Raw genomic sequence first — 13978 nt, 5'->3', positions numbered from 1 at the left:
GGATTCTGCTTTGTCTGCAGACCGTAATGCTGTACTAATTCTCTAGTTGTCACTGACGGAGAATTGCCGTGGCGCGCCGACGCAGCGAGTTGCTCACAGATGTTGAGCTTGAATTTATGATCGCCCTCTGGAGCCTTGGTTCCGGATCGGTACGTGATGTTATGGGGGCCCTAAAGGGCAGCACCAAGCGGGCTTATACGTCCGTGGCGACCATCATGAAAATTTTGGATGACAAAGGGTATGTCACATCCGAGCGGCAGGCCAGAAGCCTGGTGTATGTGCCCGCCATCCAAAGGCATGAGTACGAGGGACGGTCCCTCAAAAATTTGTCAGATGCTTTGTTTGGAGGAACACCAACCGCGCTTGTTGCAAGGCTGGTGGATAACGAAGATCTGACGGACGAAATGATCCAGGAAATAAAAGAGATCATTGATACAAGGATCAGAAAGGATGACGATTGAACAAATCGTAGGGGGGGTGATCTGGATTCAATCCATGATCTTGCTGGCCGCGTTGGTATTTGCCGTTTTCGAAGCAGCATTCATGCTGTGCGGACAACGGCGATGCTTCCTGACGCGCCGCCGCTTGGGCGTTACCGCCTGTGCCAGCCTTGCCGTATTGCCGCTTCTTCTGCCATTTCTGTTGTCATCGCCGCTGGCGACATCAGTGAATGCGACGGACGCGATTGTGGCGCAATATTTGAAGGGCAATCTTTCCGTCAGCGCCAGCGAAATGAGCGCGCTAATCTCGGTCAAATCCCAGATCGTTGACCTTGTCACCGGCGGTGGCTCGACATTGGTTATGGTTTTGGTCGCAGCGTTTCTGGCGACACTCATCGGTCGAAGCTTTTATCTAGCCATCAATGTCGCGCGAATTCATCGGTCCATCCGCGCGGGACGCGTGATGGGTCAAAGCCGGCGCGTGCGTGTGGTGCTAAGCCCCGAGATCACTGTGCCGTTCTCGACGCGCGGGCTCTGGTACTACTACGTTGTGCTTCCAGAAAACCTATACCGGGATCGCGATGCAATGCAGATGTCCATTGGGCATGAAATGCAGCATATCAGACAAGGTGATGTGGATGCCGAAGTAATCTTGTCGCTAATCTCACCCTTGGCCGTTCTGAACCCCGGGTTTTGGTTCCTGTCAGGTCGCCTGCGTAAGCTGGGTGAACTGGCGTGCGATCGCGCCTATCTGGCGCGCCGTGGGTTTGATGCACATGGCTATTCGATCCGCCTTCTCAGTATCGCCCGCCGCAACCGAAACACTCGAGGTCAGCCCCGCGCCTTTGGTGTACCACTGGTCGGGCGTTCTATTCCGTTCATGGGGCGTCGCTCGATGCTTAAAGATCGCATTCTTGAGATTGCGCGCGATCAGGCCAACCCAACACGCGAACGTCGCCTTGTGGGTATCGCGATGTCAGTTGTGGTGACGGCCTGTGTGTTTGTTGGCGCGACCTCGCTTGCGCAACCTACGGATTGGAGCCACGAGCGGATCATGCTGTCGACGGTTGCCAACCTAGAGCGGCTGAACCAGCTGAACACCTTGGCGCAACGCAGCTGGTAAACATCCATATCGCGCAATGAAAAACGGCCCGGAAATCCGGGCCGTTTCTTATTAATATGCTTGGAGTTTCACACCTTCCAGAAACAGAAGACACCCCATGCGATTGAGATTGCAAGCGGGGCCCAAAGCGGCATTCCGATAAGTCCCAGCCAGATCAGAAAGATGAAACTGGTGCCCAGAAGGCTTAGGAAATAGCGATCACCGCGAGTGGTGGTCAATCCCAACACACCCTGACGCTCTGCCCCACCGGGGTATTTGATCTCGGTGATAGTCAGGATTGCGATCCCCGTGAAAATTCCAATGAAGACGAACGCAGTGGGCCACGTCCAAGCCATCCAACTTAGCATATCAAACCCTTCCCATCGCGAAGCCCTTCGCGATGTAGTTGCGGACGAAATAGATTACGATTGCGCCCGGAATAATGGTCAAGGTACCAGCGGCTGCCAGCAATCCCAGCTCATACCCCGCACTGGATGCAGTCTTGGTCATTGTGGCGGCGATCGGCTTGGCCGCGACCGCCGTCAGGGTCTTGGCAAGCAGCAGTTCGACCCATGAGAACATGAAGCAGAAGAATGCGGCGACACCGACACCTGCCTTGATCGTCGGGATGAAGATCGACACGAAGAAGCGCGGGAAGGAATAGCCGTCGACATAAGCGGTCTCGTCCAATTCCTTGGGCACGCCGCCCATGAAGCCTTCCAATATCCACACGGCGAGCGGGATGTTGAACAAGCAATGCGCCAGAGCCACGGCCAAGTGCGTGTCGAAGATACCTACGGCTGAGTAGAGCTGGAAGAACGGCAAGGCAAACACCGCCGCCGGGGCCATCCTGTTGGTCAGGAGCCAAAAGAACAACTGCTTGTCGCCCAGAAAGCGATACCGTGAAAACGCATAGGCCGCAGGCAACGCCACAGCGATCGAGATCACCGTGTTGATCGACACGTAAAGGATCGAGTTGATGTAGCCCCAATACCACGTCGGATCGGTAAAGATCGTCTTATAGGCGTCCAGCGTAAAGGTCTGAGGAAACAGCGAGAAGCCTGACAGGATCTCGTTTGTGGTCTTGAAGCTCATCGCGACAAGCCAATAGATCGGCAACATCAGGAAGATGATGTAGATGATCGGGACGAGGGAACGTTTCTTCATGGGGTCGTCCTCAATTCAAATCGTCTTTGGTCATCAGGGTGTAGAACAGCCATGACACCAAAAGCGTGATTGCGAAGTAGATCAGCGACATCGCCGCTGCCGGTCCAAGGTCAAACTGCCCAAGGGCAATTTTCACCAAGTCGATGGACAAAAGCGTTGTCGAATTACCGGGACCGCCGCCGGTAAGGACGAAGGGTTCGGTATAGATGTTGAAGCTGTCCATGAACCGCAGCAGGATCGCGATGGTCAGCACGTTTTTCATCTTCGGCAGTTGGATATAGCGAAACACCGACCAATTGGATGCACCGTCGATTTTGGCCGCTTGGTAATAGGCGTCGGGGATCGAAACGAGACCCGCATAAGCCAGCAGCACAACAAGCGATGTCCAGTGCCAAACGTCCATCGTAATGATAGTCACCCAAGCCGCGAACGGGTTTTGAGTCATATCATAACTGATGCCCAAAACGTGGTTAATGAAGTATCCCAGCAGACCGATATCGGGCAGCGCAAAGATGTTCCACATTGCGCCAACAACGTTCCATGGGATCAACATCGGAAGGGCCATTAGGACCAGACAGACCGGTACCCAGAAGCCCTTGCGAGGCATAGAAAGCGCGATTGCGATGCCTAGTGGTACCTCGATGATTAAGATCAGGAAGGTGAACAGAAACTGGCGACCAAGGGCGGCGTGGAACCGTTCAGATCGCAAGATCTGTTCAAACCACGTCAGCCCTTCCCAGAAGAAAAGGTTGTTCCCGAAGGTTTCTTGAACCGAGTAGTTCACCACGGTCATCATTGGGATCAGCGCGTTAAACGCCACCAGGATCAACACCGGCAGCACAAGGAACCACGCTTTTTGGTTTTCGGTTTTCATGCTGAAACCTCCTGCGGGGCGGGATCGGTTGCGATCCAGCCATCGGAATAAACTCGGGTCTGGCTTTGCAGAAACTGCAAATGAACTTTGTCACCTTGCGCCGGTGCAGGACCGTTCATAATGGCCGAGACCTTCTGGTCGCCCACTATCGCCTCGACCACGTTGTGGCGGCCGACGTCAGCCACACGATTTACCCGTGCCGCGATGCCGGTGTCACCAACGGCCACAAATTCAGGGCGGACACCGATTTCAATTCGGCCATCCGTGCCGCGCTTCACAGCGCCTTCCAGTGGGACATTCTGGCCTTGGAAGAAGGCGCCTCCGTCGCGTAGCTCTGCGGGCAGGACGTTCATGCCGGGCGACCCGATAAAGTGGCCGACAAAAGTGTGGGCAGGGCGTTCGAACAGCTCGACCGGGGTACCGATCTGAACCACTTCGCCGTCTTCCATCACCACGACCTGATCGGCGAAGGTCAGAGCCTCGGTCTGGTCATGGGTCACATAAATCATCGTTGCTTTGACGCGCTGGTGCAGCTCTTTCAGTTTCGACCGCAGCTTCCATTTCAGATGTGGGTCGATCACTGTCAGCGGTTCATCGAACATCACGACATTCACGTCGTTACGCACCAACCCGCGCCCCATCGAGATCTTTTGCTTGTTGTCAGGTGACAGCCCGGCCGCACGACGATCGAGCATGTCGTTGACTTCCAACATCTCGGCAATCGCAAGCACCCGTTCGCGCACAGTGGCTTCGTCCCTGCCCCGGTTGCGCAGTGGGAACGCCAGATTATCGTAGACCGTCATTGTGTCGTAGATGACCGGAAACTGAAAAACCTGCGCGATGTTGCGTTGATCTGGCGGCAACGGTGTTACGTCCTGATCGTCAAACAAGATACTGACCGTCCGACGGTATCAAAAGCCCCGAAATGATATTCAGAAGCGTGGATTTTCCGCAGCCTGACGGACCCAGCAGCGCATAAGCCCCCCCGTCTTCCCAATCAATGTCGAGGTGCTTTAACGCATAATCCTCGGGACCTTGCGGGTTCGGCATGTAAGAATGCCGAAGGTTCTTAAGTGTGATCTTGGCCATCTCGTCCCCCTTAGACGGCGCGGCTGCCATCGGGTGCAAAGTAAAGGCACGCGTTGGCATCCATGAAGAATGTGTGGTTTTCGCCGACCTCATACGGGTGGGCGCCGTGGGCAAGTGAAACCCAGGCATGATCGTCAAATTCAAAATGCGCCGAGCTTTCGGACCCGCTGAGTTCTGTCACGGCGATGCGGCCTTCAAGCGGGACGGTTGCCATGTCATTTGGCTGCGGCACGATATGATTTGGACGCACAGCAACGGTGTATTCACCGTCAGAAAGCCCCGATGTTTCAGGATTTGCTGCCCAATTGATATCGCCCATCCGGAAGCTGTCACCCTGCTTCACCACAGGCGCATAGTTGATTGGAGGGTCCGAGAATATGCGCGCAGCGGCCAAAGTGTCCGGAGCACGATAGATGTCGGCAGTTGTGCCGAATTGCGCGACGTATCCATCCGCCATCAGCGCGGTTTGCCCGCCCAAAAGCAGCGCCTCTTCCGGTTCGGATGTGGCATAAACCACAACCGCCCCACGGCCCGCGAAAAGCTCGGGCAGAAGTTCACGCAATTCCTCGCGCAACTTGTAGTCGAGGTTGGCCAACGGTTCGTCCAAGAACACGGCTTGGCTGTCTTTGGCAATCGCACGCGCCAGTGCACAGCGTTGTTGCTGTCCGCCAGACAGTTCATGCGGGCGTCGATGCAGCATCGGGCGCAGCTTCAGAATATCGGCCGCCTCTTCCACGCGACCTTGAATTTCGGATTTCGCCAGTCCAGCCACTTTCAGCGGCGAGGCGATGTTGTCGTAGACTGTCATGTGTGGGTAGTTGACGAAAAACTGGTGCACCAAGCTGATCTTCCGCTTCTGCGTCGACAGTTTCGTTACATCTGTTCCGTCCATCAGAACCTGACCAGATGCAATCGGGTCCAGCCCCGCCATCATCTTGATCAAAGACGTCTTACCGGCCCCGGTTTGCCCCAACAGTACGTTGAAATGACCTGTCTCCAACGTCAGGCTAGTGGGTTTGATATGCGTCACCCCTTGAACCACCTTGGTGATATCTTTCAGCACAAGTGCCATCATTCATCCTTGATTGAGTAAACGCCGGTGGGCGGACAGGGGGGCTGAGGCCCGATAAGGCCCCAGCCCTTTTTGGGTCACGAGGTAAGGGCCTCGTGACACGGGAGTCGTTTAGTTGGCACTCCAGCGCGCAACCAGTTCGTCATAGTTGACGGTCTGGCCTTGCGGCTTTTCGTTGTCCAACGGGGGCTTTGCACCACCATTAGCGTACCACCATTCCGCATCCTTTTCCTCGTTCAGACGAGGGCCACAGCCGCCATAGACGTTCTGAGCTTCATCTGCGCGTTGCATCCGAGCCATGGTGATGTCCATTTCCTCGGCCAGACGGTTCATCGCTTCCTGCGGGGTAAAGGCACCCGAGTTCACGTCACCAATCTGCTGCCACCAGATTTGGGCAAGCTTAGGATAGTCAGGCACGTTGATGCCGGTTGGCGACCAAGCCACGCGGTCGGGCGAGCGGTAGAATTCCACCAGACCACCCAGTTTTCCGGCGCGTTCGCTGAAGCTCTCGTGGTTGACCGAGCTGTCGCGAATGAAGGTCAGACCAACATGCGACTTCTTCACGTCAACGGTTTTCGAGGTCACGAACTGAGCATACAGCCAAGCAGCTTGCGCGCGATCCGATGGGGTCGACTTCAGGAAGGTCCAGGTATCCAACATCCTGATAACCGACCTTCTGGCCTTCTTCCCAATATGGGCCATGCGGGCTTGGGGCCATGCGCCAAAGCGGCGTACCCTCGTCATCCACGGTGTTGTTGCCTTCAGATTTAGGCTTCACCATGTCGGCGGTAAAGGCGGTGTACCAGAAAATCTGCTGGGCCACGTTGCCTTGTGCCAATGCGGGCAGCGACTGATAGAAGTCATAGCTTGCAGCACCCGGAGGGGCGTAATTCCGCAGCCATTCGTCCCATTTGCGGATCGCATAAACAGCCGCTGGGCCGTTTGCAGCACCACCACGGGTCACGCTTGCGCCTGATGGGTTACACGAACCGGCTTCCATGCGGATGCCCCATTCGTCGATTGGAACACCGTTGGGCTCGCCCTTAGAACCAGCACCAGCCATCGACAGCCAAGCATCCGTCATACGCCAACCAAGATCAGGTGCACGTTTGCCGTAATCCATGTGACCATAGATATCGACGCCATCGATATTTTTGACGTCGGTCGAGAAGAACTCGGCAATGTCTTCGTAAGCTGACCAGTTGACAGGAACGCCAAGGTCATAGCCGTATTTCGCTTTAAAGGCCGTTTGCAGGTCTTCGCGATCAAACCAGTCCTTGCGGAACCAGTAAAGGTTCGCAAATTGCTGGTCTGGCAGCTGGTACAGGTCGCCATCCGGTCCGGTGGTGAACTGAGTGCCCATGAAGTCAGCAAGGTCAAGCGTCGGCGATGTTGTCGCCGCCCAATCGCCTGCCATTTGATCGGTCAGGTTATAGGCCAGTTGCAGGCGCGAGTGCGTCCCGATCAGGATCAAGTCATTCACGTAGCCATCATAAAGGTTACGCTTGGTCTGCATCTGTGTTTGCACAGCTTGCACAACTTCGCCTTCACCCAAGATCTGGTGGTTGACCTTGATGCCGGTGATTTCTTCGAACGCCTTGGTTAGAACCTCGGCTTCGTAACCGTGAGTCGGAATACCTTCCGACAGCACGTTGATCTCCATCCCAGAATAGGGCTGAGCAGCTTCGATGAACCAGTTCATCTCGGCCATTTGTTCGTCTTTGCTTAGCGACGAAGGTTGAAACTCGCTGTCAATCCAGCGTGTCGCAGCCGCTTCATCGGCATAAATCGAGTGTGTCCCCGCAATTACGGCGGTCGCCGCAACTGCGGACATAAGATACGTCCGCATCTTGTCCTCCCAGTTTTTTATAAACCGGCCTCCCGCCGGATACGTAACGTTTGCAAAGACAGCGCTAACAGTCAACTAATAAATTAGTAGAAAGAATATTGACGGCTATTTCGGTGGAAAGCTGGAACTTTTCTTGGGCCCGTAAACTGCGTACTGTAGGAAAAATACTCATTGTAATCCAATGCATTAAGGCTACATCGCGTCGCATGAAAACCGCTTACGGATATCAGGTTACAGCATCAGATTCGGCCCAAGTCACGATGGGCCATCATGCCAAATCGCTGTATCTGGCTTTGCTTGATAAGGAACGTACGACAGGGAAATGTAAGAACTGCGGCAGATGTCAGCCTCCGCTAAACCAGTTCAATCAGTTTGATCCTCTGGATTTTTCCCGAGGGACCTTTGGGTAAATCTTCCAGAACATAGATGGCGTCTGGGGATTTGAACTTGCCGAGCTTCGAAACGCATATCTCCACAAGCTGCTCAGTCGACAACTCTGATCCATCGCGCAACTTAACAGCAGCCTCTACCCGCTCTCCATAGGTATTGCAGGGGCGGGCAAATGCAGCAGCCTCAACCACATCTGGATGCGAATAGAGCGCTTCATCGATTTCGCGTGGGGCGATGTTTTCGCCGCCCTTGATGATCAGCTCTTTCAAGCGACCCGTCACGAAGAAATACCCGTCTTCATCTACATGCCCAAGATCACCGGTGCGTAGCCATCCGTCGGGTGTGAACGTGTCAAGCGTGGCCTCTGGGTTCTTCAGATACTCGCGCATCACATTCGGACCACGCACCGCAATCTCTCCCTTGGTGTTCGGTGGCAGGGGCTTCAGATCAGTGGACAGGATACAGGCTTCGTTCCCATAGGCTTTCCCCGGTGATCCGATTTTGCGGACACCTGGTGGAAGAGGATTGGATAGTATTTGAGCCGCTGTTTCCGTCAGCCCCATCGTCTCGACAATCGGAACTTCGAACCGGGTTTCGAACGCCGTCTGAACATCGGGCGACAACGGAGAAGAAGCTGAACGCCCGAACCGCAGGCGGGCACGGGTATCGGATGAAGGGGTGATATCCGAATGCAGCAAATGCGAGATGATGGTCGGCACGACCGAGAACCAAGTTACTTTCGCCTGTTCACACTGATCCCAAAACTTGCTTGCCGAGAACTTCTCGGACACCGCAAGCGACCCGCCTGAGACCAGCGTGCTCAGGAGCGTCACGCACAGCCCGTTGATGTGATAAATTGGAAGCACGCAGAGGCCACGATCATCCGGCGTCAGCTTGTGGGCCACGGCGGGCGTCCAACCACCAGCCAGAAGACTTGCATGGCTATGCACTACGCCTTTGGGTCGACCCGTGGTGCCCGAGGTATACATAAGCAGCGCATCGTCGTCGGGGGCCAGCGGATGCAGCGTCGGGGTCTCGTTAGCGCAACCAGCAGAAAACCGCGACATTCTTTTTGGGCGAACTCTTTCGAACAACTCCGCTTGGGCTTCGCCAACTAAAGCGATACGCGCCTCGCAATGATCCAGCGCATATCCGATGGCCTCGTCTCCGGCGACAAGGTTGATCACCGTCGCGCGGAACCCGCCGTAGAGCACTCCGTAAAGGCATTCGACGGCCTCGCGCCCGTTTGGTTGGAGGATCGCGACACTCGCCCCTTTCTCCAGCCCCAGCGCGGTAAGTTGCCCCGCCAAATGCTGCGCCCTGCCCCGCAAATTCGACCAGGTCAGCGCGGGCTCGCCATCGAAAAATAGATAGGCATCACGATCACCGATCCCCCTTGCCCGGTCATCCAGCCAATCGCGGACGGTACCGTTGGGGGGCGTATGATCGTCCACCATCATTTCCCAGCGTCGGCCCAGTAATCCGCGAAGATGTCTTCGACTGCGGGTTCAACGGGGGGAATTTCACGCACAATCTTGGTGCTTTGGATGAAGTGCTTCCAATGCAGATTTTCATCAATCGCATTGCCACCCCAACTGCCGCACCCCATGGAAAGCGAGAACGGCATCCCGTTGTTAAACGACCCGCCCGTGGCGAAGGTGTGCGCCTGATTGACGATGACCCGGCAGGTCGGCATCGACGCGCCCAGCGCGACAGCACGTGCATCATCAGCGGTGTGAATGCCGATGGAATGCCCTGCTCCTTGATAGTCCAGAATACGCGTGGCGATGGCCTGCGCATCATCATAATCCTTTGCGCGATACAGCGCCGCGACACGGCTGAGCTTTTCGCCCGACAGTGGATGATCCGGGCCGATGCCTTGTGTCTCGACCGCCAAGAACTTGGTGTCATCCGGGACCTGACCAGACAGGCCAAGCGCCTCGATCATCTTGTCGGCATCCTGCGCGATCACCTCACGGTTCAGATGCCCGTCAGGCCAAAGCTTCGAGACGATCTGCGCTTCGTCTTTCACCAGCGCGCCGCCCTCGTCGGCCAGTGTTGCGATGAAGTCGTCATAGATTGCGTCGACGACGATCATCGAGTTCTCGGACGAACACGAGGTCGCGTTGTCGAAGGTCTTGGACGCCGTGATTTTCTGGGCTGCGGACTTTAGGTCAGCAGTCTCATCCACGATCACGGTCACATTGCCTGCACCAACAGCCACAGCGGGTGTGCCGCAGGTCTGTGCGCGATGCACGTTGTTCTGACTGCCCGTGCAGATCACGCGATTGCACAGCTCCATCATCGCCTGCGTTTTGGCTTTGGACCCCGGCGCGGGGATCATCTGAACCAGATCATGATCCAGCCCCAGTTTGTCGAACTCCGCGTGAATGTAGGACAGAAGCAGCTCGCAGCTCGCCACACCCTTCGGCGATGGGGCAACAACAACCGCGTTGCCGCACTTCAGTGAATTGATGATGTTGTTGGCAGGCGTGGCCGCCGGATTGGTTGATGGGACCACAGCGCCAATCACCCCGATGGGGCGGGCGATCTCGGTTATGCCGGATGCCGCATCGTCCCGGATGATCCCTTGCGTTTTCACACCTTTGATGTCGCGCATCAGGCCAAGGGTCTTGCGGTGGTTCTTGATCATCTTGTCAGGCACATTGCCAAGTCCGGTTGTTTCAACCGCAAGCTCGGCCAAGGCCTTATTGCGTGAAGGCTCCATGATTGCCCAAGCGGCGGCTTCGGCCGCGCGGTCATATCGCGCTTGGCTGGCGCCAGCTTCGTAAGCTTTCTGGGCGGCACGCGCACGGGCCACAATCGCGCTTACTTGGGCAATATCATCATGTGCATTCATCACGGAATTCCTATTGAAGTGGATAGGGCGACGACCGCCCTATCCGTTGGTACTGCTCTACTTGTTAAAGACCTGCAAGAAGCTCTGCGAGTGTCTCTTGACGGGCTGCCCACATCGCCTGAACCTCTTCACGGGTCATGATGTGCATGGGCGATCCACCGGCTTTCATTTTGCCTGCTACGCGAGAGTTCTTGAACATCTCAGGAACGCTTGCAGCCAGTTTGTCGATGACGTCTTGCGGGGTGCCTTTGGGCACCATGACACCGCGGAAGTTCACACTGGCATTGTCGATGTCATAACCCTGTTCTTTCAGGGTCGGAACGTCTGGCAGGAACTCGTTGCGTTCCAGATCGAACACACCCAGAATTTTGACGTTGCCAGCTTGCTCTGCACGGAAGGCATCAGACAGGTTGTTCACGCCACCCATTACGTCACCCGCGATCACAGCCTTCATCGCTGCGGCACCGCCACCTTTGGTCGGGATGTAAGCCATTTTCACGTCGGCGGCTTTTTCAAGCTGAAGCGCTGCGATGTGGTGACCCACAAAGAGGCCTGCACCTGAGAAGGTCAGCTTGCCCGGGTTTTCCTTGGCGTAGTTCACGACATCTTCCATCGAGTTCATTGGGCTATCTTTGCCGACAACAAACACAGCTGGGTCTGCGCCCCAGTTGGCGATGGGCTCAAAACTGTCGGCTGAGTATTCCACGCCACCTTTGATCGACTGAGCAATAAAGTGGGGAACATTGTATGCGCCCAACGTGTAACCATCAGCCTCAGCCTGCGTTGCAAGCCAGTTCCAACCAACACGGCCACCAGCGCCGGGTTTGTTGATAATGGCCACAGGCATGCCAAGCGCGTCTTCATTGCCCGCCGTCATGGTGACGATGCGCGCCTGAAAGTCGGTGGCGCCGCCTGCGCCATAGCTAACCATCATCATGATGGGACGTTCGGGGTAGTCCTCGGCGATGGCTGCGCCACCGGACAGGGACATCAGCGCCAATGCGGCGCCTGCCAGTAGATGTTTCATTTAAGATACTCTCCCTTGGATGTGCGTTTGCCGCTTTTGCGCGGTCTTGTTCAGAAAAATATCTCTCGTGGTGTGTAAACTTTGAGCAGCATGGCGAAGAGCCCATACATCACGGCCAAAAAACCAGCGGTGATAATCACACGCTTGATCCACGTTTTGGCTTCACCATGTGGTGCAGGGTCGTAAAAGCTAAGCAGGATGAAGAAGGCGATTGTGCCGGCTGTGTAAAAGCCCAGCGCTTTGGCCGCCCAGAAGATATAGATAAGCGCAATGATCAAACCCGGCAGCAGCCAGACGAAATCCCGCTGTGAAACTCCGTTCCCAACTTTCGTCCAACCCAGGATCGCTTTGACAAAAGTCCACAAAGCCAACACGACAAAGGCGGTCGAGATGAGGCGCGGGAACAGGAATGCTTCGGACGGTTGCTGCGTGTAGCTGACCCAAGCGACCCACATGCCGACCAAGGCGATAGCACCAGACGCGACGATGTGTTGAATACGGGGAAGACTAACGTGGCTCATCCCATGATCTCCTCTTTCGACGTATAGCGGCGGTTGCGAAGTTCCATCCAGACTGAATAGGCGATCGACGCAACGACGATTGCGATCAGGACGATGTTCAACATTCCGGACAGGAAGTAGCTGGCCATCCCGTCGGTGGCCCCTGCTATCATCGATCCTTGGATAAAGTTTGCCTCGGCGATCGGACCTAAGATCAGACCAAGCACCAGCGGCGCGGCCGAGAAACCAAAGCGTTCAAGGAAGTACATCATGACGCCCAGCGTCGCCATTACGTAAACGTCGCCCATGCTGGATTGGACCGAGTAGCTTCCGAAGACGGCAAGCCCAAGCACCACAGCAGCCATGACGCTTTGCGGGACCTGCGCCACGCGGGCGGCAAGACCGGCCACATAAAGCCCAAAGATGCACATCAGGATTTGTCCGATCAGCATCGAGTTGATGAAGGTCCATGCCACGTCCGGGTGATTGTCGAACAGGTCAGTGCCCGGGAAAATTCCGTGGATCAGTAGGCCACCCAACAGTACCGCTGCGGTTGGCGATCCGGGGATGGAAAGCGTCAGAAGTGGCACAAGGCTTGGCCCGACCATGGCATTGTTGGCCGCCTCAGCCGCGATCACGCCTTCGCTGTGGCCCTTGCCGAACTTTTCACGCTCCGAGCTGAATTTCTTAGTTTGGTCATAGGCGACAAGACCCGCGATCTGCCCCCCGACGCCCGGAATAAGCCCGATGATCGAACCTGTGATGGTTCCAATGCTCAGGGCTTTCGGGCGGCGAAGAATCTCGCGAATGGCATCCATGATCGAATGTTTCTCGACCTCGATCACCTCCGCATTCGTCGCACTGCGCCCTTTGGCGAACATGGTCAGAACCTGCGGAATGGCAAACAGCCCGATAAGCGCCGCGATGATGTTGATGCCGCCACCCAAAGCCGGGTGGAAGATAAACCGCTGTGCACCCATGATGTCGTCAAATCCAATGGTTGCAAGCCACAGGCCAATGCACCCCGACAGAAGACCCTTCACCACCGATGCGCTGTCCAGCGAACCAATGACTGTGACCCCAAGGATGGCGAGCCAGAACAGATGGCTTGGCCCAAAGGCCAGCGCCCATTGCGACAGAACGGGTGTCAGAAAGATTAGCAGAAGAACACCGAACACACCCCCAACAGCCGAGGCAAGGAAGCTAAGCTGAAGCGCTTGCGCCCCTTTGCCCTGCTTGGCCATGGTGTGACCATCCAGTGTCGTCGCAATGTTTGCAGGCGCACCCGGGATCTTCAAAAGAATAGCGCTGACAGCGCCACCCGCCACCGTCGAGGTATAAGCGGCCCCCAGAAGGATCAGCCCCTGCACGGGCGCCAGGTGAAAGGTGAAGGGTATCAGCAACGCGACAGCCATCGTGGGCGAAAGTCCCGGCGTTGCACCAAGGATAAGCCCCCCAATCGTGCCTAAAAGCAAAAGGCCGAATGAGATTGGTGTGAACACATCACCGAAGTAATATAGAAATTCCAAGATGCCGTCCCGTTTTTGATCACGCGTTGACAATTAAAGCTAAGACATGAAAATAGTTTTGCAAATGTTTTCATTTTTT

The 13978-nt window shown here is 55.8% G+C and carries 11 protein-coding genes and 2 pseudogenes; 2 read left to right on the top strand and 11 right to left on the bottom strand.

Annotated features, from left to right (window positions below):
• Positions 1-68: 68 nt before the first annotated feature.
• Both AC0L6A_RS03785 and AC0L6A_RS03780 read left to right on the top strand, forming a co-directional pair.
• Positions 69-461, top strand: coding sequence for a BlaI/MecI/CopY family transcriptional regulator (locus AC0L6A_RS03785; RefSeq protein WP_246928536.1), 393 nt, complete (start codon positions 69-71; stop codon positions 459-461).
• On the top strand, positions 451-1563 hold the full coding sequence (locus tag AC0L6A_RS03780; protein WP_473292292.1) for a M56 family metallopeptidase: 1113 nt from the start codon (positions 451-453) through the stop codon (positions 1561-1563). The genes AC0L6A_RS03785 and AC0L6A_RS03780 overlap by 11 nt, the downstream gene beginning before the upstream one ends.
• Positions 1564-1631: 68 nt before the next feature.
• Here AC0L6A_RS03780 and AC0L6A_RS03775 read toward each other — a convergent pair whose 3' ends face one another.
• From AC0L6A_RS03775 to AC0L6A_RS03725, 11 genes and pseudogenes are all read right to left on the bottom strand, one after another.
• Positions 1632-1910, bottom strand: a complete 279-nt coding sequence (locus AC0L6A_RS03775) for a DUF2160 domain-containing protein (RefSeq protein ID WP_246928533.1) — start codon at positions 1908-1910, stop codon at positions 1632-1634.
• 1 nt (position 1911) lies between these two features.
• Entirely contained in the window at positions 1912-2709 is a 798-nt protein-coding gene (locus AC0L6A_RS03770) for a carbohydrate ABC transporter permease (protein ID WP_246928532.1), read from the bottom strand.
• 10 nt (positions 2710-2719) lie between these two features.
• Positions 2720-3583 carry a carbohydrate ABC transporter permease gene (locus tag AC0L6A_RS03765; RefSeq protein ID WP_473292291.1) on the bottom strand — a complete coding sequence of 288 codons (864 nt, stop codon included), beginning with the start codon at positions 3581-3583 and terminating at the stop codon, positions 2720-2722.
• Positions 3580-4672: pseudogene (locus AC0L6A_RS03760) on the bottom strand (ABC transporter ATP-binding protein). Before AC0L6A_RS03760 ends, AC0L6A_RS03765 begins: the two are co-directional and overlap by 4 nt.
• A 10-nt stretch (positions 4673-4682) precedes the next feature.
• Entirely contained in the window at positions 4683-5744 is a 1062-nt protein-coding gene (locus tag AC0L6A_RS03755) for an ABC transporter ATP-binding protein (protein WP_473293373.1), read from the bottom strand.
• 111 nt (positions 5745-5855) lie between these two features.
• Positions 5856-7593: pseudogene (locus AC0L6A_RS03750) on the bottom strand (ABC transporter substrate-binding protein).
• Positions 7594-7946: 353 nt separating this feature from the next.
• Entirely contained in the window at positions 7947-9443 is a 1497-nt protein-coding gene (locus AC0L6A_RS03745) for an AMP-binding protein (protein WP_473292290.1), read from the bottom strand.
• Entirely contained in the window at positions 9440-10843 is a 1404-nt protein-coding gene (gene sauS, locus AC0L6A_RS03740; RefSeq protein ID WP_473292289.1) for an acylating sulfoacetaldehyde dehydrogenase, read from the bottom strand. Before sauS ends, AC0L6A_RS03745 begins: the two co-directional genes overlap by 4 nt.
• 64 nt (positions 10844-10907) lie before the next feature.
• Positions 10908-11870 carry a tripartite tricarboxylate transporter substrate binding protein gene (locus AC0L6A_RS03735; RefSeq protein WP_473292287.1) on the bottom strand — a complete coding sequence of 321 codons (963 nt, stop codon included), beginning with the start codon at positions 11868-11870 and terminating at the stop codon, positions 10908-10910.
• Between the two features lie 50 nt (positions 11871-11920).
• Positions 11921-12391, bottom strand: coding sequence for a tripartite tricarboxylate transporter TctB family protein (locus tag AC0L6A_RS03730; protein WP_473292286.1), 471 nt, complete (start codon positions 12389-12391; stop codon positions 11921-11923).
• Positions 12388-13899 (bottom strand): tripartite tricarboxylate transporter permease, encoded by a 1512-nt coding sequence (locus AC0L6A_RS03725; RefSeq protein ID WP_473292285.1) that lies wholly within the window; start codon positions 13897-13899, stop codon positions 12388-12390. Before AC0L6A_RS03725 ends, AC0L6A_RS03730 begins: the two co-directional genes overlap by 4 nt.
• Positions 13900-13978 lie beyond the last annotated feature (79 nt).

The sequence above is a fragment of the Aliiroseovarius sp. D2-2 genome, from assembly GCF_055809455.1.
This window is presented reverse-complemented; position numbering and strand designations above follow the sequence as displayed.

Excerpts from the sequence above, each read along its gene's own strand:
- AC0L6A_RS03780 (WP_473292292.1), top strand. The coding sequence starts at position 451 with ATGACGATTGAACAAATCGTAGGGGGGGTGATCTGGATTCAATCCATG.
- AC0L6A_RS03775 (WP_246928533.1), bottom strand. The coding sequence starts at position 1,910 with ATGCTAAGTTGGATGGCTTGGACGTGGCCCACTGCGTTCGTCTTCATT.
- AC0L6A_RS03770 (WP_246928532.1), bottom strand. The coding sequence starts at position 2,709 with ATGAAGAAACGTTCCCTCGTCCCGATCATCTACATCATCTTCCTGATG.
- AC0L6A_RS03765 (WP_473292291.1), bottom strand. The coding sequence starts at position 3,583 with ATGAAAACCGAAAACCAAAAAGCGTGGTTCCTTGTGCTGCCGGTGTTG.
- AC0L6A_RS03755 (WP_473293373.1), bottom strand. The coding sequence starts at position 5,744 with ATGGCACTTGTGCTGAAAGATATCACCAAGGTGGTTCAAGGGGTGACG.
- AC0L6A_RS03745 (WP_473292290.1), bottom strand. The coding sequence starts at position 9,443 with ATGATGGTGGACGATCATACGCCCCCCAACGGTACCGTCCGCGATTGG.
- sauS (WP_473292289.1), bottom strand. The coding sequence starts at position 10,843 with ATGAATGCACATGATGATATTGCCCAAGTAAGCGCGATTGTGGCCCGT.
- AC0L6A_RS03735 (WP_473292287.1), bottom strand. The coding sequence starts at position 11,870 with ATGAAACATCTACTGGCAGGCGCCGCATTGGCGCTGATGTCCCTGTCC.
- AC0L6A_RS03730 (WP_473292286.1), bottom strand. The coding sequence starts at position 12,391 with ATGAGCCACGTTAGTCTTCCCCGTATTCAACACATCGTCGCGTCTGGT.